Here is a 21,835-nt window from a genome sequence, read left to right as displayed (position 1 = left end):
CAGCATCAAAACAGGGCCATCTGCCCACCCGGCGGGCAGAACGCCGAGCAATCCAGCGCCTGTGCCTCCCGCCCCTCGAACGCCAGGCGTTTCATGGCCTTGGCAAAGCGCTGCGCCAGCAACTCGGCAAACACCCCTTCACCGCGCATGCGTGCGCCAAAACGGCTGTCATACAGCTCACCACCGCGGCTCTGGCGAATCAGGCTCAACACATGCGCCGCCCGCTGCGGGTAATGGTCCTGCAGCCACTGCTCGAACAACGGTGCCACCTCCAGGGGCAGGCGCAGCATCATGTACGCCGCGCTTTGCGCGCCAGCCTCCTTGGCCGCCTCGAGCAGGCGCTCCAGTTCGCTGTCGTTGATCATCGGAATCATCGGCGAGCACAACACGCCCACCGGCACACCCGCTTCGCGCAATACGCGTATGGCCCGCAACCTCGCGCCAGGCGAGGCCGCCCGCGGTTCGAGCACGCGTTTGAGGTCATCGTCCAGCGTGGTCAGGCTGATCATCACCCGCGCCAAGCGCTGGCGGGCCATTTCGGCGAGCAGGTCGAGGTCGCGCAACACCAGCGCACCCTTGGTGACGATGGTGACCGGGTGGCGAAAGCGCAGCAGCACTTCAAGCAGGCGCCGGGTCAGCAGCTGTTCCCGCTCGATCGGCTGGTACGGATCGGTATTGGAGCCCAGGTTGATCGGTGCGCACACATAGCCCGGTTTGCTCAACTGCTGGGCGAGCACCTCGGCGGCGTTGGTCTTGGCGATCAGCTTGGTCTCGAAGTCCAGGCCAGGCGACAGGTCCCAGTAGGCATGTGAAGGGCGGGCATAGCAGTAGATGCAGCCATGTTCACAACCACGGTAAGGGTTGATCGAGCGGTCAAAGGGCAGGTCGGGCGAGGTGTTGCGGCTGATCACCGACTTGGCCGTCTCGATCCGCACCTCGGTGCCTTGGCTCTGCGGCACTTCCTGATACCAGCCGTCATCCTCTGCCACCGAGTGGTTCGGGGCGAAGCGGTTGTGCGGGTTGTGCGCCGTGCCGCGGCCTTTTTGCGGTGCTGGAGGAATCATGGCCTGCCCCTTATACTGTACCTATATACAGTATCGTGCATGCACTGAACTTTCCAGCACCTCTGGTCTACCTACTTCAGGCCATGCCAGCGTAGGTACGCGGCTTGGCTGGCGGGCCGGCCAAGAAACGCCTCGATGCCTTCGCGCAACGGGCGCGATGCCCCCGGGGCGAACAACGCGTCTTGCAGCGCCCGGCCTGTAGCCCGATTCAACAAGCCCTCTGCCTCGAAGCGGGTGAACAGGTCGCAGGCATGCACATCCGACCACAGGTAGGCGTAGTAGCCGGCATCGTAACCGTTTACCAGATGATCGAAGGCATGCGCCGGGTGCTCGAAATCAGCCAATGGCCAGTAGCCACAACGCTCACGGGCGTCATTCAGGCGCTGCTCGAGGGAGCGGCCATCGTTCGGCGTGCCGTGCAGGTCGATGTCAAACAGCGCCAGGCTCAGATTACGCGCAGTTTCCTCCACGCCCTGCTGCCGCAACCCCTGCAGGTACTGCTCGGCCTGCAGCCGGGTCAGCTGGCTACCATCGCGGGTGTGCGTCGAGATCGCCGCCAGGTAGCCCGCATCCCACACCCAGCGCTCGAACAGCTTGCCAAACAGCTCCACACCATCGGTACCCAGCTCGGTGACGTTGGACATCACATGGTTGGTCGTACGTACCTGCAAATGGTGCAGGGCATGGCCGAACTCGTGGAACAGCTTGCGCAGCGCCAGGTGGTCGAGCAATGGCTGGCGGCCTGGCAGCGCCTGCGGCACATCACAGAAAACCACCACCGAGGCCACCTGATAGATCCCCTCGGCATCGACCCGGCGGTTTCTGACATAGGTGGTGAACACTGCGTCCGGCTGCTTGCCGGCGTGTTGCACGGCATCCAGATACAAGAAGCCGATGAAGGCGTTGTCCTGCCACACCTCAAACGGCTGCACGCTGTCTTCCCAGGTAGCCAGGGGCTTGGGTTTCAGTGCCACACCAAACAGCTTCAGTGCCAACTGCTGCAACGCGCCGACCACCGCACCCAACGGGAAGTATTCGCGCAACGCTTCGCTGGAAAACGTCGTGCGCGAAGCGGCCTGCAGGTAGTCATGATCCCAAGGCTGAGGTTGCCCCAGGTCTTTTTCGGCAGCCAGGCGCTCCACCTGCGAACGCCAGCGCAGCATGGCCGGTCGCACATCGCCCGCCAGATCGTTGAGAAAGCTGCGCACCTGGGCCACCGAACCCGCGCTCTTCACATGCAGGCTCTGCTCCAGGTAGCTGGTAAAACCGAGCAGAAGGGCTGTTTCTTCACGCAATTGCGCCAGCTGCTCCAGGTGCCAGCGGTTGTCCTGCTGTGGATCATGGCTGACCCCACGGGCGTGGAACGCCCGGTACACGCGCTCTCGCAACGGGCGGTGGGCAGCATGCCTGAGCACGTCGTCAGTCGTGACACTGTCACAGGCAATCAGCCAACCTGGCTCACTTGCCTGCTGTGCCCGTGCAGCCATTTGGTCGCGTATGCGTTGCGGAATGCCGCTCAGCTCGGCCTCGTCGGTAACGCTCAGGTCCGGCCGGTTGATATTGCTGCGGAATGCCTCACGGGCTGCGCCAATCTGCGCCTGAAGACCTGCCAGGCGTGCTTTGTCAGCGGTGTCGAGCAACACGCCACTTGAAGCGAATTTGTCCAGATGCCAACGCAACGTGGCGCGCTTGTCGGCATCCAGTTGCTTGCCGATTTCGCTACCGGCCAAGCGCTGATACAGCGCATGCAGGCTACTGTTGACGAATTTCTGCTCAAAGCGTGCGGTAACTTTACCGTAGAAATCGACGATGGCATTGGCCCAGGCCACATCCCGATCAACCAACGGCGAGGCCGCATACAACACTGCCAGCAGCCGGCTATCCAGCCCATCCACGGCCAGCACCATGTCATCCCAGGTAGGCATGGCCTGCTGCTCTAGAATAATGCGCTCGATACCTTGTTCATGCGCCAGCAGCACATGGTCAAAGGCCGCACGCATGTTTTCGAGGGTGATCGAAGAGTAATCGACGGGGATATTGCTATTTTGCAGGAGGGGGTTGTCCATCGCGCAGCACCTTGCTCGTAGTGAAGAGCAGGCAAGCTTGCATGGCCAGCGGGCGGAAGGTGGCCTGAGTATCTACCACCCAGGCCTGCCTGCCCGGGCATTGCGCCCGGGCGGCAAAGTGGCTTTATTCAGCCGGTTTCTTCAGCTTCGGGTTAGGGAAGAATTGCACCGTCTGCACCTTGGCCGGTGCCGCTTTCGGCTCCAGATGGTTAACCCGGGTGCCCAGTTCCTTGGGCACCGACAAGCCTTGCTCGTTGAGCGTATCGGTAAAGCCGCAGGCCACGCATTCGCGGTGCGGTACGCCGTCTTCGTTCCACATCATCAGCTTGTCGGGTTCGCTGCATGCCGGGCACACGGCCCCGGCAATGAAGCGCTTCTTGGTCTTGTTCACGGCTACCTCACTCATGCCGCAGCGGCCTCGGTCAGGCCACTGTGGCGCAGCAATGCATCGATGGAAGGCTCGCGGCCACGGAAGTCGACGAACAGCTCCATAGGCTCACGCGAACCGCCACGGGCCAGGATCGCCTCACGGAAGGCGCGCCCCGTCTCGGCGTTCAGCACGCCTTCTTCCTCGAAGCGCGAGAAGGCGTCGGCCGACAGCACTTCGGCCCACTTGTAGCTGTAGTAGCCCGCCGCGTAGCCGCCGGCAAAGATGTGCGCGAAGCTGTTGGGGAAGCGGTTGTACGCCGGTGGGCGCATGACCGACACCTCGTCGCGCACACTTTCAAGCACCTGCAGCACGCTGCGGCCGTCGCCATGGCTGGCGTGCAGCTCGAAGTCGAACAGCGAGAACTCCAGCTGGCGCACCATCATCATGCCCGACTGGAAGTTCTTCGCCGCCAGCATCTTGTCCAGCAGGTCCTGGGGCAGGGCCGCACCGGTTTCATAGTGGCCAGAGATCAGCGCCAGGCCTTCCGGCTCCCAGCACCAATTTTCCATGAACTGGCTTGGCAACTCGACCGCATCCCAGGCCACGCCGTTGATACCGGAAACCCCGGCATGCTCAATGCGGGTCAGCATGTGGTGCAGGCCATGGCCAAATTCGTGGAACAGCGTGGTGACTTCATCGTGGGTCAGCAGCGCCGGTTTGCCAGGCGCCGCCGGGGTGAAGTTGCACACTAGGTTGGCCACCGGGCTCTGCAGCTGGCCGCCGGCGGTGCGGCGACGGTCGCGGGCGCCGTCCATCCAGGCACCGCCACGCTTGTTGGCGCGGGCATACAGGTCGAAGAAGAAGCGGCCGACGTGCTGGCCGTTTTCCTTGATTTCGAACAGGCGCACATCGGGGTGCCAGCTGTCGAAGCCTTTCAGTTCGGCGATTTCGATGCCGTACAGGCGCTGCACGATGCTGAACAGGCCGCCCAGCACCTTGTCGATCGGGAAGTAGGCGCGCAGGGCTTCCTGCGACACGCTGTAGCGCTGCTCGCGCAGCTTCTCGCCAAAGTAGCCGGCGTCCCAGCTGGCCAGTTCAGGGGTGCCTTGCTCGGCGGCGTAGGCCTTGAGCTGCTGCAGGTCCTGGGCGGCAAACGGCTTGGAGCGCTTGGCCAGGTCACGCAGGAAGCTCAGCACCTGGTCGCTGGACTCGGCCATCTTGGTCGCCAGGCTCAGCTCGGCGTAGTTCTTGTAGCCCAGCAGCTCGGCCAGTTCCTGGCGCAGGTCGAGGATTTCCTGCATCACCGGGCCATTGTCGTTCTGGCCGGCGTTCGGGCCCTGGTCCGAAGCACGGGTGCAGTAGGCCGCGTACAGCTCTTCGCGCAGGGCGCGGTCGCTGGCGTAGGTCATGACTGCGTAGTAGCTGGGGAATTCCAGGGTGATCAGCCAGCCGTCAAGGCCCTTGGCCTGGGCGGCGGCGGCCATCTGTGCCTTGGCCGAATCGGTCAGGCCAGCCAGCGCGGCTTCGTCGGTAACGTGCTTGGTCCAGGCCTGGGTGGCGTCGAGCAGCTGGTTGGAGAACCGGCTACCCAGTTCGCTGAGCTTGCTCTGTACCTCGGCATAGCGTTGCTGCTGGGCCGCCGGCAGGTCGATACCCGACAGGCGGAAGTCACGCAGGGCGTGCTCGAGGATAGTCTTTTGCGCCACGTCGAAGCTGGCAGCCTCAGGGCTGGCGATCAGCGCCTGGTAGGCTTCGAACAGCGCACGGTTTTGGCCCAGTTCGGTAGAGTAGGCGCTCAATGCCGGCAGGCACGACTCGTAGGCCTCGCGCAGTTCGGCGCTGTTGCATACCGCATTGAGGTGGCTGACCGGGCTCCAGGCGGCACCCAGGCGGTCGTTCAGTTCGTCCATGGCCAGCACCAAGCCGGCCCAGGTAGGGTTTTTGCCTTGCTTTTCGAGGATCTCGGCAATGGCTTTACGGTTGTCGGCCAGGATCGCTTCGATCGCCGGCAACACGTGTTCGGCACGGATTTGCGAGAAGGGCGGCAGATCGTACGGCTGCAGAAGCGGGTTGTTCGCACTCACGGTTCGGATACCTTGGCAGAAGAAACACTGCCCCATCTTAATTACAATCGACGCCGACCGCAGCAGGCAGCCTGCCTATCGGCACAGATGAGAGACGCTATCATGGCCATTCGCAGCTTCCAGCAACACACTCCGAAAGTGGGGCCCAGGGCATTCGTCGACCGTTCGGCGGTGGTGCTGGGGGACGTGGAGATCGGTGAGGACAGCTCAGTCTGGCCACTGACCGTGGTGCGCGGCGACATGCACCGCATCCGCATTGGCGCGCGCACCAGCGTGCAGGATGGCAGCGTGCTGCACATCACCCACGCCGGCCCGTTCAACCCGGACGGTTTCCCGCTGATCATCGGTGACGAAGTGACCATCGGCCACAAGGTGATGCTGCATGGCTGTACCCTGGGCAACCGCATCCTGGTCGGCATGGGCAGCACCATCATGGACGGCGCCATCGTCGAGGACGAAGTGATCATCGGCGCCGGCAGCCTGGTGCCGCCGGGCAAGCGCCTGGTCAGTGGTTACCTGTACATGGGCAGCCCGGTGAAACAGGCTCGGCTACTGAACGACAAGGAGCGCGCGTTCTTTTCCTACAGCGCGGGCAATTATGTGAAGCTCAAGGACCAGCATCTGGCCGAGGGCTACGATCAACCTGAATGACCGTATTCGCGGGTAAACCCGCTCCCACAGGGATTTCCCAAACGCTGCGATCCCCTGTGGGAGCGGGTTTACCCGCGAATGATGGGCACAAAGCACTCAAGTGGAACCCCGTACATGCACCAGCAAAACATCCTGTTCGACCTCGACGGCACCCTGACCGACCCACGCCTGGGCATCACCCGCTCGATCCAGTACGCCCTGGCCAAGCTGGGCATTGACGAGCCGGACCTGGCCCGCCTCGAACACTTCATCGGCCCACCCCTGCTGCAGGCCTTCATGCAGTTCTACAACTTCGACGAAGCCAAGGCCTGGGAAGCGGTTAACTTCTATCGCGAGCGTTTCCGGGTGACCGGCCTCTACGAAAACTTGGTATTTGCCGGCGTGCCGGAGCTGCTTGAAGCCCTGAACGGCCAAGGCCGGACGCTGTACATCGCCACCTCCAAGCCATGGGAATTCGCCCGCGAAATCGCCCGGCACTTCGCCTTCGACCACCACTTCAAGGTGATCTACGGCAGCGAGCTGGACGGCACGCGCACCAACAAGGTCGAACTGATTCGCTATTTGCTGGACGAAGAAGGACTGGACCCGGCGCAGACGCTGATGATCGGTGACCGCAAGCATGACCTGATCGGGGCACGCAGCAATGGCTTGCAGGCCGTGGCGGTGGGGTATGGGTTTGGTAGCCAGGAGGAGTTGATGGCCGAAGCGCCGGCTTTCCACTTTGCCACCTTGGCCGAAATGCATCAGGCATTTATCAAGGCTTGAGGGCCCTGGGGGCTGCTTTGCAGCCCGTCGCGACGCAAGGCCGCTCCTACATTTTCGGCATATGCAGGGCCTTTGTAGGAGCGGCCTTGCGTCGCGACGGGCCGCAAAGCGGCCCCAAAATCTCACAGGCTACTCATCAACCTCTGTAACGCCGCTTTCCTTTCCACAATGGGCAATCTCCCCAACTGCTTAACTCGCTCATAAAACCGCCCCCAATCCCCACCAACCTCGCGAAACACCGCCGCGAACGCCGGCACCCACTGGTCATACAACCCAAACGGCAACAACTTGGCATTGCTCATCGGCCCATACATCCAGGCGTCATAGCGCTTGTCCCCGCCCCACTTGCCGTCCCGAACCTGCCGGTACTCCTGCCTAAGCCGCTCGAACTCCGCCCGCTTGGCCTGGCGCTTGTGCGCATCATCCAGCGGCCCGGCATAAATCGCCTGCAACCGCTCACGGCTGGCCAATACCAAGCGGATGAACTGCTCACGCTGCTGCCCCTGATCCTCACCAACCGCAGCCAGACCACGCGCCACGCGCCATTGCCGCGTACCTTCCTGCTCGACAAACGAGGCAAACGACTCGTTGAACTCGGTATCGTCCTGCACATAAAAGCGCTGGTGAGCCAGCTCGTGGAAGATCAACGTCGCCAAGCGCTCGTCACCCCAACCCACCATCGACGACAGGATCGGGTCATCAAACCAGCCCAAGGTCGAATAGGCCTCCACCCCACCGACGTACACATCCAGCCCGTCCTGACGCATCAATGCCGCCGCACCACGCGCCGCGCCTTGCTGGTAGTAGCCGCGGTAGGCCACGCAACCGGCTATCGGGAAGCAATGCGTCACCGGCTGCAACGAGAGTTCGGGTGTGGCGAATACGTTCCACACCACATAGGGGCGGCCAAGGTCGGCATACACCCGGTAGCTGCGGTTGTCGGGCAGTTTCAAGTGCTGGCTGGCAAACACCCGCGCCTGTTCAGCCTGTTGCAGGTGCGCGCGCAAGGGCGCGGGGGTAGCGGGGTCGGCCACTATCTGCTCCACCGGCTGGCGTGCCCGCAGCAGTTGCCATTGGCCCTCGGCCAGTTGCCCATAGTAGGCAGCGCTGCTGCAACCGTTCAGCAGGAGCGCTGCCAGCAGCGGAACAAAACGGGTGAAAACGCGGTCGAGTGCCCCAGGGCCTGAGCGCTGCATAAGAAAAAGTCGAAGCATCCGGGACTGTCTGACTCGCTCAAGGCCGATTCGCTCCAAGACTATCTCGCCAAGGGGGAGTTTCGCCATGCGTGCATTATTGGTCGCCGGTTCACTGTTGCTGATATCTGCCTGTTCGACGTTGCCAGACCCGGACCCGAACCAGGCCTGGATCGACTTGACCCCCTACGACAACACCTCGCTGGATGCCGTGCAGGTGGATGAGCGCGACTGGGTCGACAGCCGTTACTTCGAAGTACAACCCGGCAGCCACGAGCTGACCGTGCGTTACCAGTTCCCGGTTACCCCCAGCAATATCGGCCCGGTCGACGCGCCGCTGTGGCGCGATTGCCAGGTCAAGCTGACCTTCAAGGACTTCAGCGCCGGGCAGCGTTACCAGCTGCAGGCTGGCAGCATCGGCTTCCGGCCCTGGATCAAACTGTACGACCATCAGCAAAAACTGCTCGGCCAAGGCCTGCCGGCGGGTTGCCAGCGCACCTGAAACGCAAACGGCGCTATGCTTGTAGCGTGTAACTCGCAAGTGGGAGTTTTGCCATGCGCCAGCCCATGATGCTGATCGCCCTCAGTGCACTGGGGGCCTGCGCCAGCCCCTTGCCGCCCGTCGACCCCAAGCAGGCTTGGGTCGACCTCTACACCATGACCCCCGGCCGGGTGATCATGGCCGACCGCCTCGACGGCAAGCGACTGGAGGACGGCCGTTACTTTCAGGTAACGCCGGGCAAGCACGAACTGGTGGTGCGCTTTGATTATGAAATCTATTCGGGGGGCACCCTGACCGAGCCGCGCGACCGTACCTGTTACCTGACCGTACGCTTTGATGACTTCAAGGCTGGCGAGCGTTACCGCCTAGAGGCGCGGGCGCCGGTGATGGAGCCGCAGGTGTTGCTGTATGACGCCAGCCGCAAAGTGCTGGTGAATGAGCCTAGCAATGTGTTCTGCATTCCGTGAACCGGGGCTGCTGCGCAGCCCATCGCGACGCAATGCCGCTCCTACAAGGGGTACGCGATCCCCTGTAGGAGCGGCCTTGCGTCGCGATGGGCCGCAAAGCGGCCCCAAGATCTCAAGCCCTACTAACGATCATTCTTCTGATAAATGATCTTCTTGGTCCCACCATCACAGGTCCCGACCACCATGTTCTGGTCCTTGACCTCGCTGTTGGGCACGATCTCCAGGGTATAGGACGGTACCCCCTGGGCCTGGATCTTCGCTTCGATCTCGGCTTTGAGTTCCTCGCACGGCTTCACCGCCGCCAGCGCAGACGTGGCGACCAGCGAAGCCAACACGGCGATTGCTACGCGAATCATGGAACGGCTCCTGAAAGGGCAGTAGTGCTGCCGACGCTGTTTAGACTACAGCAAACTGCCATCGTTGCGCCGCTTCAGCCTACCAACGCAGCATCCAGGCTGATCTTGGCGTTCAACACCTTGGACACCGGGCAACCTTCCTTCGCCTTGTTGGCAATCTCGAGGAACTGCGCCTCGCTGGCCCCGGGGACCTTGGCCCTTAGCACCAAGTGCACAGCGGTAATCGCAAAACCATCCGCTTGCTTATCGAGGGTCACCTCGGCTGCGGTGTCGATCCGGTCCGCAGTGAGCCCCGCCTCACCGAGCATCATCGACAGCGCCATCGAGAAGCAACCGGCATGCGCCGCACCCAACAGTTCCTCCGGATTGGTCCCGGGCGTACCCTCGAAGCGGGTATTGAAGCCATATGGGTTCTGCTTGAGTGCGCCGCTTTCGGTAGAAAGCAGGCCCTTGCCGTCCTTCAGGCCACCTTGCCAGATTGCCGATGCTGTCTTTTTCATGATGCCTCCTGGTCACTGGGTTACGTGCTTATGGATTCAGAGGCCAGCTGCCTACGGCAAGTTCAGCGCAATCGCATAGCAAGCATTGAATCCGCCGAATGTGCCCATACAGAGTTGAAAAGGCCTGTGGCCAACCACCTATGCGGAGGCTCCATGACGCAGCTGCGTGACTTGAAGATTTCCACCCTCGACCTGGTGCCCGTGCGCGCCGACGCCGGCCCGGCGCAATCGCTGCGCAACTCGCTGGACCTGGCGCAGCACGTCGAGCGTTTTGGCTACAACCGCTTCTGGGTGGCCGAACACCACAACATGGACGGCATCGCCAGTTCGGCCACGTCGGTGTTGATCGGCTACCTTGCCGGGGGTACCTCGACTATCCGCGTGGGCTCTGGCGGGGTGATGCTGCCCAACCATGCGCCACTGGTGATCGCCGAGCAGTTCGGCACCCTGGCCAGCCTGTACCCAGGGCGCATCGACCTGGGCCTGGGGCGGGCGCCGGGTTCTGACCAGATGACCGCCTATGCCCTGCGCCGTGACCGCGCGGGCGGCCCGGACGACTTCCCGGACGATGTCGAAGAGCTGTCGCGCTACCTCGGGCCACGTACCGATGATCAAAAAGTGATCGCCGTGCCGGGGCACGACACCGATGTGCCGCTGTGGCTGCTCGGTTCCAGCCTGTTCAGCGCGCAGCTGGCCGGCATGCGCGGCATGCCCTACGCCTTCGCCTCGCACTTTGCGCCGCGCTACATGCACGAGGCGATCCGCGTGTACCGCAACCACTTCAAGCCCTCGACCACGCTGGACAAGCCGTATGTGATGCTGGGTATTCCCATGGTGGTGGCCGAGACGGATGAGAAAGCCGAGTACCTGGCTACCTCGGTGTACCAGCGCATTCTCGCGCTGATTCGCGGGCAAAGCCTGATGCAGAAACCGCCGGTGGAAAGCATGGAGGGTTTGTGGCTGCCCCATGAGCGCGATGCGGTAGGGAGCTTCCTGGGGTTGGCGATGATCGGCAACCCGCAAAAGGTGCGGGCTAAAGTCGAGGTGCTGCTGGAGCAGACCGGGGCGGATGAGCTGATCTTTACCTGTGACCTGTACGAGCATGCGGACCGGATTCGGTCTTATGAATTGATGGCGCAGGCCTTGAAGACCGAGTGAACTTCTTCGCGGGTAAACCCGCTCCCACAGGATTATCACAAGGCCTGAGGTCTCCACCGGCCTGTGGGAGCGGGTTTACCCGCGAATGAAGCCAGCACGTTAACCGCGACGGTACACAATCTCCTTGGTACCCGCCTCACAGCTACCAATCACCTTGCCCGCCGGGTCGCCTTTGTCGACGATTTCCAGCTTGTAACCGTTAACGCCCTTGGCATCCAGCTTGGCCGCGATTTCCGCCTTCAACTCTTCGCACGGCTTGCCCGCCGCCAGCGCACCACCGGCCAGGGACATCAGGCCCAGCGCCACAATCAGTTTGTTCATCACTCGCTTTCCTTGTGCAGATGAAATCAGCAAAGGCGCCCCTCAGGGCGCCCCTGTGGTGATACCCCATCACACCGGGCTCATCCAGCCCGGTATTGTGTCAGCTGTTGGCGATACGGAAGCCAACCTTCAGCGTGACCTGAAAATGCTCGACCTTGTTGTCACGAATGTGTCCGCGGGTGTTGACCACTTCGAACCACTCCAGCAGCTTGATGCTCTTGGCCGCTTCGGCCAGGGCGTTTTGAATGGCATCTTCGATGCTGGTGGTCGACGACCCTACCAACTCGATCATTTTGTACGTGTGGTGATCGGACATGTGCACTCTCCTTGAATAACGGTGACCTTGAGCCTAGCAGTGCAGGCCTGGTTTACCTGCGAGCAGGCACAAACGCGGAAAGTTCGATCGCACTTTCGCTTCGCTTGGTAGTCGCATTCCTTACAGCCCACAACGCGAAGGAGAGTCAACATGCCACGCAACTCGCTGCGCAAGACGTCTTTGGAAAGCATGGAAGCCGAGATCGAAAGCCTTTTGAAGAGCCTGGAGAACCTCAAGCATGACGCCTCGGAGGAGTCCCAGAAGTCGGTAAAGGCCATTCGCAATAACGCCGAGAGCGCACTTCGTCATTCGCGTAGCCTGCTGAGCGATGCCTACGAGGAAGTGAAGCAGCGCACGCGCCAGACCGGCATCGCTACCCGCGATTACGCCCAGGAACATCCGTACACCACGGCAGGGGTTGCCGTCGGTGCGCTGGGCCTGCTGGCTGCCTATCTGCTGTGCAAGCGCAACTAAACACCCTGACCCGCCAATTCGGCGCGTAACCACTGCGCCAACTGCTCGGCGCGCCCATCTGCGGCGCGCCTTGGCACCCACAGCGCCAGCGCGGCTTGGGTCGCCGAAAACCCCCACGGTGCCCGTAACCGGCCTGCGCGCAGGTCATCGGCCACCAGCGGCTGCGGCGCAATCGCCACACCCAACCCGGCAACAGCCGCCTCCAGCAAATAATACAGATGCTCGAATGCCTGGCCATAACGAATGGCACTCGGGTCGAGTTGCTGTGCGGCGACCCACGTAGGCCAAGCCTGCGGGCGCGACGTAGTATGCAGCAGGCTTTCATCCAGCAATGCCTGGGCGTGCGCCCCCTGCAGCCGCTCGAAACCGGCGAAATGCGGGCTCAATACTGGCCCAATGCGTTCTTCAGCCAAAACATGCACCTGCATATCTGCCGGCCATGGTGGCTCGGCATACACCAGCAATGCATCCAGCCCCGGCCGCCGTGGGTCGAGGTCACCTTCACCCGCCGACAAGTGCAGGCGCAACTCCGGCAGGTCCGCCTGAAGCCGCCCCAGCCGCGGGATGAACCAGCGCGCCAGCAAGCTGCCGGAGCAGCCCAGCACGAACGGCGCCTGGCTGACATCGCGGCTCAACTCGGAACACACGCTGCGCAGGCGGTCGAAGGCCTCGCCACTGGCATCGCGCAGGCGCACACCGGCATCTGTGAGTTTGATGCCACGCCCGTCCTTGACGAACAAGGCCACGCCCAGGTGCTCCTCTAGTACCTTGATCTGCCGGCTGACGGCGCCATGGGTGACGTGCAGCGCTTCAGCCGCCTGGCTGACGCTGTTGAGCCGGGCAGTCGCCTCGAAGGCGCGCAGGGCATTCAGGGGAGGGAGGTCGTGGGCCATGTTACCTGTGAGTTTTTCTGACAAGTTAACGCAATCTTATCGGTTTTCAGCCGGGCTTGCCCTGGTTAGAGTAAAGCCCATCACTCATTCATTACGCCCTGGAGCGCCCCATGACCCAGTCCCAATACCGCCCCGGCCCCGACGCCAACGGCCTGTTCGGCTCGTTCGGCGGCCGCTACGTGGCCGAAACCCTGATGCCACTGGTGCTGGACCTGGCCCGCGAGTACGAAGCGGCCAAAGCCGACCCCAAGTTCCTTGAAGAGCTGGCTTACTTCCAGCGCGACTACATCGGCCGCCCCAACCCGCTGTACTTCGCCGAGCGCCTGACCGAGCACTGCGGCGGCGCCAAGATCTTCTTCAAGCGTGAAGAGCTCAACCACACCGGCGCGCACAAGGTGAACAACTGCATCGGCCAGGTGCTGCTGGCCAAGCGCATGGGCAAGAAACGCCTGATCGCCGAAACCGGCGCCGGCATGCACGGCGTGGCCACCGCCACCGTCGCTGCCCGCTTCGGCCTGCCTTGCGTGATCTACATGGGCGCCACCGACATCGAGCGCCAGCAGGCCAACGTGTTCCGCATGAAGCTGCTGGGCGCCGAAATCGTCCCGGTCACCGCTGGCACCGGCACCCTGAAAGACGCCATGAACGAAGCCCTGCGCGACTGGGTCACCAACGTCGAAGACACCTTCTACCTGATCGGTACCGTGGCTGGCCCCCACCCGTACCCAGCCATGGTCCGTGACTTCCAGTCGATCATCGGCAAGGAAACCCGCGCCCAGTTGCAAGAAAAGGAAGGCCGCCTGCCAGACAGCCTGGTTGCCTGCGTCGGTGGTGGCTCCAACGCCATGGGCCTGTTCCATGAGTTCCTCGAAGAGCCAAGCGTACAGATCATCGGCGTCGAAGCCGGTGGCCACGGCGTGCACACCGACAAGCACGCGGCCAGCCTGAACGGCGGCGTACCGGGCGTGCTGCACGGCAACCGTACCTACCTGCTGCAGGACGAAGACGGCCAGATCACCGACGCCCACTCGATTTCCGCGGGCCTCGACTACCCGGGCATCGGCCCGGAGCACGCCTACCTGCACGAAGTGAAGCGCGTGGAATACGTCAGCATCACCGACGACGAGGCGCTGGACGCATTCCATGCCTGCTGCCGCCTGGAAGGCATCATCCCGGCCCTGGAGAGCTCCCACGCCCTGGCCGAAGCGATCAAGCGCGCACCGAAGCTGCCCAAGGACCACCTGATGGTGATCTGCCTGTCGGGCCGCGGTGACAAAGACATGCAAACCGTCATGAGCCACATGGCCGCCCAGGAGAAACAGGCATGAGCCGTCTTGAACAACGTTTCGCCGAGCTGAAAGCCGAAGGCCGCTCGGCGCTGGTCACCTTCGTCACCGCAGGCGACCCGGGCTACGACGCCTCGCTGCAGGTCCTCAAAGGCCTGCCGGCCGCTGGCGCCGACGTGATCGAACTGGGCATGCCGTTCACCGACCCGATGGCCGATGGCGTGGCGATTCAGCTGGCCACCCTGCGCGCACTGGAAGGTGGCCAGACCCTGGCCAAGACCCTGCAGATGGTTCGCGAATTCCGTGTGGATAACCAGACCACGCCGATCGTGCTGATGGGCTACTACAACCCGATCCACCGCTTTGGCGTGGAAACATTCGTGGCCGAAGCCAGGCAAGCGGGCGTCGATGGCCTGATCATCGTCGACCTGCCGCCAGAGCACGACGCCGAGCTGGCCACCCCGGCCCAGGCTGCGGGCATCGACTTCATCCGCCTGACCACCCCGACCACCGACGACGCGCGCCTGCCGCGCGTGCTGGAGCGCAGCTCCGGGTTTGTCTACTACGTATCGGTGGCCGGCGTGACCGGTGCCGGCTCGGCGACCACCGAGCACGTGACCCAGGCCATTGCCCGCCTGCGTCGGCATACCGACCTGCCGATCAGCGTAGGTTTCGGCATTCGTACGCCAGAGCAGGCGGCGAACATCGCCCGCCTGGCCGATGGTGTGGTGGTGGGGTCGGCGCTGGTCGACAAGATTGCCCAGGCCAAGACTGGGGAGCAGGCGGTGAGTGATGTGCTGAGCCTGTGCTCGGCGCTGGCTGAAGGGGTGCGTGGCGCTCGTCGCTAATCCGCGTCGCCTGATTCGCGGGTAAACCCGCTCCTACACAGGACAGCGCCACACCTTGGCTCTGCGATATCGTTGTAGGAGCGGGTTCACCCGCGAAGAGGCCGGTACAGGCTACACAGCTCTAGCCCCCAAAAATCGACAGATCCAAAGGCCGCACAGCCCCCATCCAGATCGCATGATCGCGGTGGTCCGCCAGTTCATCCCCGGTCAGCGGGTGCATGAACACCACCAAACCCTTCCGATACAGCGCCAACCAAGGCAGCACTACCCCGACATACTCCGGCTCGAACGCCAGCTGGCAGCTCCAGTCCGGGTGCGGCCCTACCGGTTTCTGATGCATGCGGCCCATGGTTACCGGAAACAGCCGCGCCGCTTCCTCACACAGCTCACGGGCCTGCTCCAAGGTGGTGGCGTCGTAATAAACGTGGGCGTGGTAACCCTTGATCCTCTGCACGATAACTCCTGATTGCGGTCCAACCATCACCACCTGCGAAGGGAGTGATGCAGTGAAAAACGCCGAAACCCCAGTGTTCAAGCTGGTCCTGTTCGGGCCTGAATGCAGCCTGGGCAGTGCCCTGATGGTCGAGCTGCTGTCGCGCCAGCACGAGGTCACTGCCGTGGTCGATGACCTCAACCGCCATGCCCCGCGCCCAGGCCTGCATTTCAAAATAGGCGGGCTGGGCAATGCCGACCAGGCGGAGCAGGGCGCGGCAGGCGGTTCGGCGGTTATTGCCCTGTTGACTGCGCTGGCGCCCGGTGACCTGCCAGGGCAGGCACGCTTGAGCGAGGCGCTGGTGGCGGGGCTTAAGCGTACGACTATACGCCGGCTGTTGCTGGTGGGCGATTTCGCTGTGCTGGATGAGCCGGGCAAGTACAGCGAGATGGAGCGGGGATGTGTGGACCAGGTGGTTGATGGGCTGCAGCGCAGTGCGTTGCACTGGACGTTGATCAATGCGCCGCTAGAGCTGGCCGGCTTGGGCATGGAGCATTTTCGCAGTACCGAGGGCACGCTGGAGCCGGGGCTGGCAGAGCCGCTGCAGCGGCTGGCCAGGGTCGCGGCGGGGATGGTGGACATGCTGGAGCTGGATTTGCACCGGGGCGAGCATTTGAATTTCGTGGTCTAGATGGCCGGGGCTGCTGCGCAGCCCATCGCCTGTAGGAGCGGGTTTACCCGTGAAGCATGCAACTTGGTGTGTGGCACCGGCTACGCCGGTGTTCGCGGGTAAACCCGCTCCTACAGGGATCGCGCCGCAAAGCGGCCCCGGGGATGTCACAGGCTGCGCTCATGCTCCAGCCAATCCACAAACCGCTCGATCAACGCCCCACGGCGCTTGCGCGGCGGCAGCACCACGTAATACCCCCGCGCCGAGCGCAAGCTCCCTTCTAACGGCCGGCATAGCAACCCTTGCTCGACCAACCCGTCCACCAGGTGCCCCCAGCCAATCGCCACGCCTTGCCCGGCAATCGCTGCCTGGATCAGCAACGTGTAGTTATCGAACCGCAACTGCCCAGCCGGCGGCGGGCTGGCTACACCAAACCCGCGAAACACCCCCGCCCAGTCAAACCAGCCGCTGGCCTGTTCCCCCTTCAAATGCAGCAACGGCAATCGTTGCAAAGCCACGGCAGACAAGGGTTTGCCATGATTCAGCCGGGGGCTGCAGACCGGGAAAACCTCTTCATCGAACAACCATCGGCTCTCGCCCTGATGAAAACGCCCGTCGCCAAACAGGACAGCCACATCAATGTCCGGGCGCAACATGCCCTGGCTGCGTTCACCGGTCACCAAGCTCACATCCACCTGTGGATAAGCCTCGTGAAAACGCTGCAACCGTGGCATCAGCCAGAACGCCGCAAAGGCAAAGTCGGTGGCCACCTGCAGCACCTCGCGCTGGCCGCGCCCGCTGGCCTGGGCAATACCATCCTCCATGGCCTGCAAACCCTGATGCACGTGCTCGAACAGCACCTGGCCCGCCTCGGTCAGTTCGATGCCGCGGTAGATACGGTCAAACAGGCGCGTGCCCAGTTGCGCCTCCAAGCGCTTCACCTGCTGGCTCACCGCTGGTTGCGTGGTGCCCAGCTCGAGTGCCGCGGCGGTAAAGCCACGCAGGCGCGCGGCGGCCTCGAACACACGCAAGCTATCCAGCGACAACTCGGCCAGGTGGTCAAACATAAGCACAGCTAATCCCAGTCATTGCCCGCCATGGGCTTTACCCATGTTATCCACAGTCGCATCTTGGTAGGCAAGCGATTCGCATAACCCTCAACGATGGAAGCCACCATGACGCGCCCGAATATCCTGTTCATCATGGCTGACCAGATGGCCGCACCCTTGCTGCCGATCTACGGCCCGTCACCAATCCAGATGCCACACCTGAGCCGCCTGGCCGAACAGGCCGTGGTGTTCGATTCGGCCTACTGCAACAGCCCGCTGTGTGCCCCGTCGCGCTTCACCCTGGTCAGCGGCCAGTTGCCCAGCCGTATAGGCGCCTACGACAACGCTGCCGATTTCCCCGCCGACATCCCGACCTACGCGCATTACCTGCGCCGCCTGGGTTATCGCACCGCGCTGTCGGGCAAGATGCACTTCTGCGGCCCGGACCAGTTGCACGGCTACGAAGAACGCCTGACCAGCGACATCTACCCCGCCGACTACGGCTGGGCGGTGAACTGGGATGAACCGGACGTGCGCCCAAGCTGGTACCACAACATGTCCTCGGTGCTGCAGGCCGGGCCATGCGTGCGCACCAATCAGCTGGATTTCGATGAAGAGGTGGTGTTCAAGGCGCGCCAGTACCTGTACGACCATGTGCGTGAAAACGATGGCCGGCCATTCTGCCTGACCGTGTCGATGACCCACCCGCACGACCCGTACACTATCCCCAAGCGCTACTGGAATCGCTATGAGGGTGTGGATATCCCCACGCCCCGTGCCGAATTCAGCCAGGCAGAACTCGACCCGCACTCGCAGCGGCTGCTGAAGGTCTACGACCTGTGGAACAAGCCGCTGCCTGTGGACAAGATCCGCGACGCCCGCCGCGCCTACTTCGGCGCTTGCAGCTACATCGACGACAACATCGGCCAGCTACTGCAAACCTTGGAGGAATGCGGCCTGGCCGACGACACCCTGATCGTGTTCTCTGGCGACCACGGCGACATGCTTGGCGAGCGTGGCCTCTGGTACAAGATGCACTGGTTCGAGATGTCGGCGCGGGTGCCGCTGCTGATCCATGCGCCGAAGCACTTTGCTGCGGGCCGGGTCAGTGCCTCGGTCTCGACCTGCGACCTGCTGCCAACCCTGGTCGAACTGGCGGGCGGGGCTGTGGATAACGCCCTGCACCTGGACGGCCGCTCGCTGCTCGGCCACCTGCAAGGGCAGGGCGGCCACGACGAGGTGATCGGCGAGTACATGGCCGAAGGCACCGTCGGCCCACTTATGATGATCCGCCGCGGGCCTTACAAATTCGTGTACAGCGAAGACGACCCTTGCCTACTCTATGACCTGAGCCGCGACCCGCACGAGCGGGAGAACCTCACCGGCAGCCCGGACCACCAGGCGCTGCTGCAGGCATTTGTCGATGAAGCACGGCAGCGTTGGGATATCCCCAGCCTGCGCCAGCAGGTACTGGCCAGCCAACGGCGCCGCCGCCTGGTGGCCGAGGCGCTGGCCATCGGCAAGCTGAAAAGCTGGGACCACCAACCGCTGGTGGACGCCAGCCAACAGTACATGCGCAACCACATCGATCTCGACGACCTCGAGCGCAAGGCACGTTATCCACAGCCCGCCCCCATGGATTGAGAAGAGAGGCCGTCATGCACAAGTTCTCCGCCGCCGTGTTCACCCTGGCCTTGGGCCTGGGTGCCGCCACGGCCCACGCCGCCGACAGCGACGCACAATGCAGTACCGTGAAAATGGCCGACCCCGGCTGGAGCGACATCGCCACGACCAATGCCGTAGCCCGCCTGTTGCTGGAAAGCCTGGGCTACCAGGTGAAGATCGACAGCCTGGCGGTGCCAATCATCTACGGCGGCCTCAAGGACGGCCGGGTCGATGTCTTCCTTGGCAACTGGATGCCGGCGCAGCAGGGCTTCCATGACAAGTTCATCGCCAATGGCGATGTGCAGCAACTGTCGCGCAACCTGGAGGGAACCGAATTTACCCTGGCAGTGCCCGACTATGTGTGGAATGCCGGGGTAAAGGACTTCGCCGACCTGCAGAAACACGCCGACCCGTTCGACAAGAAGCTCTACGGAATTGGCTCTGGCGCACCGGCCAACCTGTCACTGAAGGAAATCATCGACAAGAATGAGTTCAACCTCGGCCAGTGGAAGCTGGTGGAGTCCAGCGAGCAGGCGATGCTGACCCAGGTCGACCGGGCGGTGAAAAAGCAGCAGTTCATTACCTTCCTTGGCTGGACCCCGCACCCGATGAACGTGAAGTTGAAGATGCATTACCTGACGGGAGGGGAGAAGTGGTTCGGCAGCAAAGGCGAGGTGTACACCCTGACCCGCAAGGGTTATCCACAAGCCTGCCCGAATGCGGCGAAGCTGCTGGGTAACCTGAATTTCACACTCGACATGGAAAACGCCATCATGGCCGAGGTTGTGGACAAGAAGATCAGCTTCGATGAAGCGGCCAAGGCTTGGGTGAAGGCGCATCCAGAGTGGCTGGAAGAGTGGTTGGCTGGGGTGACGACCAAGGCCGATGGCAATGCCCTGGAGGCCATCAAAGCCAAGCTGTAATCTCAGACTTGACGCGCCCCATTGTAGGAGCGGGTTTACTCGCGAATGCTGCAGTGAATGTACCACCGCATTCGCGGGTAAACCCGCTCCTACAATGGGCCAGTGTACCTTCGGAACTGTGGATATCTCATGCATCGCCTCTTCCACCTGCTGCCCTTCCTTACCTGGCTCCCCCGCCAATCGGGCCGCAGCCTGCGCCAGGATCTGCTGGTCGGCCTGAGCGGTGCCATCCTCGCCCTGCCGCAATCCATCGCCTACGCCCTGATCGCCGGCCTGCCCGCCGAGTACGGCCTGTACGCCGCCATCGTACCGGTGCTGATCGCCTGCCTGTGGGGTTCGTCCTGGCACCTGATCTGTGGCCCGACCGCGGCCATCTCCATCGTCCTCTACGCCAGCATCAGCCCGCTGGCCGTCGCCGGCAGTGCCGACTACGTGACCTTGGTGTTGCTGCTGACCTTCCTTGGCGGCATCTTCCAATTGCTGCTGGGGTTGCTGCGCTTCGGCGCGCTGGTCAATTTCGTCTCGCATTCCGTGGTGCTCGGTTTCACCCTCGGTGCCGCCATCGTCATCGCCCTGGGCCAATTGCCCAACCTGCTGGGCATGGACCTGCCCAGCCAGGCCACGGCGCTGAAGACCGTGCAAGACCTGGCCAGCCACGCCGGTGAGGTCGACCTGCCGTCGCTGGCCCTGGGCCTGGCCACCGTAATAATCGGCGTAGCGTTCAAACTCTGGCGCCCGCGCTGGCCGAGCCTGTTGATAAGCCTGATGCTGGTCAGCCTGTTGGCCTGGCTGCTGCCGGGCTACTTTGGCCATGTGCAGCGGGTAGCGGTGTTCACCGGGCAACTGCCGCCGTTCAGCCCGCTGCCGTTGCTGGACGTGGAACTGATATTGCGCCTGCTGCCCAGCGCCGTGGCGGTGGGCATGCTGGGGCTGGTCACCAGCCTGTCGATTGCCCGCTCGCTGTCAGCGCGTTCGGAACAACTGATCGACCCCGACCAGGAAATTCGCGCACAAGGCCTGTCGAACATTGCCGGGGCATTTTTCTCTGGCTACCTGTCTGCCGGTTCCTTCACCCGTTCGGGCCTGAGCTATGAGGCCGGTGCCCGCTCGCCGATGGCCGGGGTGTTCTCGGCGCTGTGGGTGGCGCTGTTCGCCGTTGTCGGCGCCGGGGTGATCGCACACCTGCCGATCCCGGCCATGGCAGGCAGCATACTGTTGATCTGCTGGGGGTTGGTGGACCACCGCGGGATTCGTGCGCTGTTCCGGGTCAGCCGTTCGGAGTTTCTGGTAATGGCGCTGACGGCGGCGGCGACCTTGTTGCTGGAGCTGCAGACGGCGATCTATGCCGGGGTGCTGGCGTCGCTGTTCTTCTATTTGAAGCGCACCTCAAGGCCACGGGTGCAGCAGAGCCGTGAAGGGGAGGCGGATGTGCTGCGGGTGGGCGGGTCGATCTTCTTTGGCGCGGCGCATTACCTGCAGGTGCGCTTGCAGCGCTGCCAGGGGCCACATGTGGTGATCGATGCGCGGCAGGTTAATTTTATCGATTACTCGGGTGTGGATATGTTGCACCGCGAGGCGCGGAGGTTGCGGCGGATGGGCGGGAGTCTGACCTTGCATCGGGCCAGGCCGCAGGTGATTGAAGAATTGCAGAAGCTGGAAGGGGTGGAGTTGTGTCCGATCCGGTTTGAGGAATGAGGTTGGGTTGAGATCTTGGGGCTGCTTTGCAGCCCATCGCGACGCAAGGCCGCTCCTACAGGGGACCGCGCCAGCAAGTATTTCGC

24 protein-coding genes are annotated in these 21,835 nt (G+C 62.9%); 12 read left to right on the top strand and 12 right to left on the bottom strand.

The window, feature by feature from the left end:
- Positions 1-5 precede the first annotated feature (5 nt).
- The 4 genes from ACIP02_RS03105 to prlC form a co-directional block, all read right to left on the bottom strand.
- Positions 6-1,064 carry a PA0069 family radical SAM protein gene (locus tag ACIP02_RS03105; RefSeq protein ID WP_400613089.1) on the bottom strand — a complete coding sequence of 353 codons (1,059 nt, stop codon included), beginning with the start codon at positions 1,062-1,064 and terminating at the stop codon, positions 6-8.
- 71 nt (positions 1,065-1,135) lie between these two features.
- Positions 1,136-3,130: a M3 family metallopeptidase gene (locus ACIP02_RS03100; RefSeq protein ID WP_400613087.1), complete on the bottom strand. Its 1,995-nt coding sequence runs from the start codon at positions 3,128-3,130 to the stop codon at positions 1,136-1,138.
- A gap of 124 nt (positions 3,131-3,254) precedes the next feature.
- A complete protein-coding gene (locus ACIP02_RS03095) occupies positions 3,255-3,536 on the bottom strand; it encodes a YheV family putative zinc ribbon protein (RefSeq protein WP_085621407.1) in 282 nt (93 codons plus the stop codon).
- The gene (gene prlC, locus ACIP02_RS03090; RefSeq protein ID WP_400613083.1) at positions 3,533-5,620 is read right to left on the bottom strand and encodes an oligopeptidase A; all 2,088 of its coding nucleotides are present in this window, start codon (positions 5,618-5,620) and stop codon (positions 3,533-3,535) included. Before prlC ends, ACIP02_RS03095 begins: the two co-directional genes overlap by 4 nt.
- 66 nt (positions 5,621-5,686) lie before the next feature.
- Here prlC and ACIP02_RS03085 point away from each other — a divergent pair, with 66 nt between their 5' ends.
- Positions 5,687-6,235, top strand: coding sequence for a gamma carbonic anhydrase family protein (locus ACIP02_RS03085; RefSeq protein ID WP_004575263.1), 549 nt, complete (start codon positions 5,687-5,689; stop codon positions 6,233-6,235).
- 114 nt (positions 6,236-6,349) lie between these two features.
- Entirely contained in the window at positions 6,350-7,000 is a 651-nt protein-coding gene (locus ACIP02_RS03080) for an HAD family hydrolase (RefSeq protein WP_400613079.1), read from the top strand.
- A gap of 122 nt (positions 7,001-7,122) precedes the next feature.
- Here ACIP02_RS03080 and ACIP02_RS03075 read toward each other — a convergent pair whose 3' ends face one another.
- Positions 7,123-8,196, bottom strand: a complete 1,074-nt coding sequence (locus tag ACIP02_RS03075; RefSeq protein ID WP_400613077.1) for an aminopeptidase — start codon at positions 8,194-8,196, stop codon at positions 7,123-7,125.
- An 85-nt stretch (positions 8,197-8,281) separates the two neighbouring features.
- Between ACIP02_RS03075 and ACIP02_RS03070 the strand changes: the two genes are divergently transcribed.
- A complete protein-coding gene (locus tag ACIP02_RS03070; protein WP_201200398.1) occupies positions 8,282-8,695 on the top strand; it encodes a hypothetical protein in 414 nt (137 codons plus the stop codon).
- A 53-nt stretch (positions 8,696-8,748) separates the two neighbouring features.
- Positions 8,749-9,162 carry a hypothetical protein gene (locus ACIP02_RS03065; protein ID WP_400613075.1) on the top strand — a complete coding sequence of 138 codons (414 nt, stop codon included), beginning with the start codon at positions 8,749-8,751 and terminating at the stop codon, positions 9,160-9,162.
- Between the two features lie 122 nt (positions 9,163-9,284).
- Here ACIP02_RS03065 and ACIP02_RS03060 read toward each other — a convergent pair whose 3' ends face one another.
- Together ACIP02_RS03060 and ACIP02_RS03055 are read right to left on the bottom strand one after the other, a co-directional pair.
- Positions 9,285-9,518: a DUF1161 domain-containing protein gene (locus ACIP02_RS03060; RefSeq protein WP_046615292.1), complete on the bottom strand. Its 234-nt coding sequence runs from the start codon at positions 9,516-9,518 to the stop codon at positions 9,285-9,287.
- A gap of 74 nt (positions 9,519-9,592) precedes the next feature.
- The gene (locus ACIP02_RS03055) at positions 9,593-10,018 is read right to left on the bottom strand and encodes an OsmC family protein (protein WP_400613073.1); all 426 of its coding nucleotides are present in this window, start codon (positions 10,016-10,018) and stop codon (positions 9,593-9,595) included.
- Between the two features lie 153 nt (positions 10,019-10,171).
- Here ACIP02_RS03055 and ACIP02_RS03050 point away from each other — a divergent pair, with 153 nt between their 5' ends.
- Positions 10,172-11,176 (top strand): LLM class flavin-dependent oxidoreductase, encoded by a 1,005-nt coding sequence (locus ACIP02_RS03050; RefSeq protein WP_400613070.1) that lies wholly within the window; start codon positions 10,172-10,174, stop codon positions 11,174-11,176.
- 99 nt (positions 11,177-11,275) lie between these two features.
- Here ACIP02_RS03050 and ACIP02_RS03045 read toward each other — a convergent pair whose 3' ends face one another.
- Both ACIP02_RS03045 and ACIP02_RS03040 read right to left on the bottom strand, forming a co-directional pair.
- Entirely contained in the window at positions 11,276-11,497 is a 222-nt protein-coding gene (locus ACIP02_RS03045) for a DUF1161 domain-containing protein (protein ID WP_400613068.1), read from the bottom strand.
- Between the two features lie 100 nt (positions 11,498-11,597).
- The gene (locus ACIP02_RS03040) at positions 11,598-11,813 is read right to left on the bottom strand and encodes a dodecin (RefSeq protein ID WP_400613066.1); all 216 of its coding nucleotides are present in this window, start codon (positions 11,811-11,813) and stop codon (positions 11,598-11,600) included.
- A 150-nt stretch (positions 11,814-11,963) separates the two neighbouring features.
- On the opposite strand from ACIP02_RS03040, the gene ACIP02_RS03035 reads away from it, so the two are divergent.
- Positions 11,964-12,287: a YqjD family protein gene (locus tag ACIP02_RS03035; protein ID WP_400613064.1), complete on the top strand. Its 324-nt coding sequence runs from the start codon at positions 11,964-11,966 to the stop codon at positions 12,285-12,287.
- Here ACIP02_RS03035 and ACIP02_RS03030 read toward each other — a convergent pair.
- Positions 12,284-13,180 carry a LysR family transcriptional regulator gene (locus ACIP02_RS03030; RefSeq protein ID WP_400613061.1) on the bottom strand — a complete coding sequence of 299 codons (897 nt, stop codon included), beginning with the start codon at positions 13,178-13,180 and terminating at the stop codon, positions 12,284-12,286. The two genes, ACIP02_RS03035 and ACIP02_RS03030, sit on opposite strands and share 4 nt — an antisense overlap.
- 110 nt (positions 13,181-13,290) lie before the next feature.
- On the opposite strand from ACIP02_RS03030, the gene trpB reads away from it, so the two are divergent.
- Together trpB and trpA are read left to right on the top strand one after the other, a co-directional pair.
- Complete coding sequence (trpB, locus tag ACIP02_RS03025; protein ID WP_133969820.1) at positions 13,291-14,508, top strand: tryptophan synthase subunit beta; 1,218 nt, start codon at positions 13,291-13,293, stop codon at positions 14,506-14,508.
- Complete coding sequence (trpA, locus tag ACIP02_RS03020) at positions 14,505-15,314, top strand: tryptophan synthase subunit alpha (RefSeq protein ID WP_400613058.1); 810 nt, start codon at positions 14,505-14,507, stop codon at positions 15,312-15,314. The genes trpB and trpA overlap by 4 nt, the downstream gene beginning before the upstream one ends.
- A gap of 121 nt (positions 15,315-15,435) precedes the next feature.
- Here the strand turns inward: trpA and ACIP02_RS03015 are convergent, their stop codons facing one another.
- On the bottom strand, positions 15,436-15,768 hold the full coding sequence (locus ACIP02_RS03015; protein WP_201200377.1) for a DOPA 4,5-dioxygenase family protein: 333 nt from the start codon (positions 15,766-15,768) through the stop codon (positions 15,436-15,438).
- Positions 15,769-15,820: 52 nt separating this feature from the next.
- On the opposite strand from ACIP02_RS03015, the gene ACIP02_RS03010 reads away from it, so the two are divergent.
- Entirely contained in the window at positions 15,821-16,438 is a 618-nt protein-coding gene (locus tag ACIP02_RS03010) for an NAD(P)-dependent oxidoreductase (protein WP_400613056.1), read from the top strand.
- A gap of 146 nt (positions 16,439-16,584) precedes the next feature.
- On the opposite strand, the gene ACIP02_RS03005 is transcribed toward ACIP02_RS03010, so the two are convergent.
- Positions 16,585-17,484, bottom strand: a complete 900-nt coding sequence (locus ACIP02_RS03005; RefSeq protein ID WP_400613054.1) for a choline sulfate utilization transcriptional regulator — start codon at positions 17,482-17,484, stop codon at positions 16,585-16,587.
- 108 nt (positions 17,485-17,592) lie between these two features.
- On the opposite strand from ACIP02_RS03005, the gene betC reads away from it, so the two are divergent.
- The 3 genes from betC to ACIP02_RS02990 all read left to right on the top strand — a co-directional run bounded on the left by betC (position 17,593) and on the right by ACIP02_RS02990 (position 21,749).
- Positions 17,593-19,110: a choline-sulfatase gene (gene betC / locus ACIP02_RS03000; protein ID WP_400613052.1), complete on the top strand. Its 1,518-nt coding sequence runs from the start codon at positions 17,593-17,595 to the stop codon at positions 19,108-19,110.
- Between the two features lie 14 nt (positions 19,111-19,124).
- The gene (gene choX, locus ACIP02_RS02995; RefSeq protein ID WP_400613050.1) at positions 19,125-20,054 is read left to right on the top strand and encodes a choline ABC transporter substrate-binding protein; all 930 of its coding nucleotides are present in this window, start codon (positions 19,125-19,127) and stop codon (positions 20,052-20,054) included.
- A 129-nt stretch (positions 20,055-20,183) separates the two neighbouring features.
- On the top strand, positions 20,184-21,749 hold the full coding sequence (locus ACIP02_RS02990) for a SulP family inorganic anion transporter (RefSeq protein ID WP_400613048.1): 1,566 nt from the start codon (positions 20,184-20,186) through the stop codon (positions 21,747-21,749).
- Positions 21,750-21,835: the final 86 nt, after the last annotated feature.

The sequence above is a fragment of the Pseudomonas sp. NPDC089408 genome (genome assembly GCF_044749445.1).
In the GTDB taxonomy this organism is placed as follows: Bacteria; Pseudomonadota; Gammaproteobacteria; order Pseudomonadales; family Pseudomonadaceae; genus Aquipseudomonas.
Note: the sequence above shows the minus strand (reverse complement) of the source record. Positions and strands in the feature narration are given on the sequence as shown.

Excerpts from the sequence above, each read along its gene's own strand:
- ACIP02_RS03105 (WP_400613089.1), bottom strand. The coding sequence starts at position 1,064 with ATGATTCCTCCAGCACCGCAAAAAGGCCGCGGCACGGCGCACAACCCG.
- ACIP02_RS03100 (WP_400613087.1), bottom strand. The coding sequence starts at position 3,130 with ATGGACAACCCCCTCCTGCAAAATAGCAATATCCCCGTCGATTACTCT.
- ACIP02_RS03095 (WP_085621407.1), bottom strand. The coding sequence starts at position 3,536 with ATGAGTGAGGTAGCCGTGAACAAGACCAAGAAGCGCTTCATTGCCGGG.
- prlC (WP_400613083.1), bottom strand. The coding sequence starts at position 5,620 with ATGGGGCAGTGTTTCTTCTGCCAAGGTATCCGAACCGTGAGTGCGAAC.
- ACIP02_RS03085 (WP_004575263.1), top strand. The coding sequence starts at position 5,687 with ATGGCCATTCGCAGCTTCCAGCAACACACTCCGAAAGTGGGGCCCAGG.
- ACIP02_RS03080 (WP_400613079.1), top strand. The coding sequence starts at position 6,350 with ATGCACCAGCAAAACATCCTGTTCGACCTCGACGGCACCCTGACCGAC.
- ACIP02_RS03075 (WP_400613077.1), bottom strand. The coding sequence starts at position 8,196 with ATGCAGCGCTCAGGCCCTGGGGCACTCGACCGCGTTTTCACCCGTTTT.
- ACIP02_RS03070 (WP_201200398.1), top strand. The coding sequence starts at position 8,282 with ATGCGTGCATTATTGGTCGCCGGTTCACTGTTGCTGATATCTGCCTGT.
- ACIP02_RS03065 (WP_400613075.1), top strand. The coding sequence starts at position 8,749 with ATGCGCCAGCCCATGATGCTGATCGCCCTCAGTGCACTGGGGGCCTGC.
- ACIP02_RS03060 (WP_046615292.1), bottom strand. The coding sequence starts at position 9,518 with ATGATTCGCGTAGCAATCGCCGTGTTGGCTTCGCTGGTCGCCACGTCT.
- ACIP02_RS03055 (WP_400613073.1), bottom strand. The coding sequence starts at position 10,018 with ATGAAAAAGACAGCATCGGCAATCTGGCAAGGTGGCCTGAAGGACGGC.
- ACIP02_RS03050 (WP_400613070.1), top strand. The coding sequence starts at position 10,172 with ATGACGCAGCTGCGTGACTTGAAGATTTCCACCCTCGACCTGGTGCCC.
- ACIP02_RS03045 (WP_400613068.1), bottom strand. The coding sequence starts at position 11,497 with ATGAACAAACTGATTGTGGCGCTGGGCCTGATGTCCCTGGCCGGTGGT.
- ACIP02_RS03040 (WP_400613066.1), bottom strand. The coding sequence starts at position 11,813 with ATGTCCGATCACCACACGTACAAAATGATCGAGTTGGTAGGGTCGTCG.
- ACIP02_RS03035 (WP_400613064.1), top strand. The coding sequence starts at position 11,964 with ATGCCACGCAACTCGCTGCGCAAGACGTCTTTGGAAAGCATGGAAGCC.
- ACIP02_RS03030 (WP_400613061.1), bottom strand. The coding sequence starts at position 13,180 with ATGGCCCACGACCTCCCTCCCCTGAATGCCCTGCGCGCCTTCGAGGCG.
- trpB (WP_133969820.1), top strand. The coding sequence starts at position 13,291 with ATGACCCAGTCCCAATACCGCCCCGGCCCCGACGCCAACGGCCTGTTC.
- trpA (WP_400613058.1), top strand. The coding sequence starts at position 14,505 with ATGAGCCGTCTTGAACAACGTTTCGCCGAGCTGAAAGCCGAAGGCCGC.
- ACIP02_RS03005 (WP_400613054.1), bottom strand. The coding sequence starts at position 17,484 with ATGTTTGACCACCTGGCCGAGTTGTCGCTGGATAGCTTGCGTGTGTTC.
- betC (WP_400613052.1), top strand. The coding sequence starts at position 17,593 with ATGACGCGCCCGAATATCCTGTTCATCATGGCTGACCAGATGGCCGCA.
- choX (WP_400613050.1), top strand. The coding sequence starts at position 19,125 with ATGCACAAGTTCTCCGCCGCCGTGTTCACCCTGGCCTTGGGCCTGGGT.
- ACIP02_RS02990 (WP_400613048.1), top strand. The coding sequence starts at position 20,184 with ATGCATCGCCTCTTCCACCTGCTGCCCTTCCTTACCTGGCTCCCCCGC.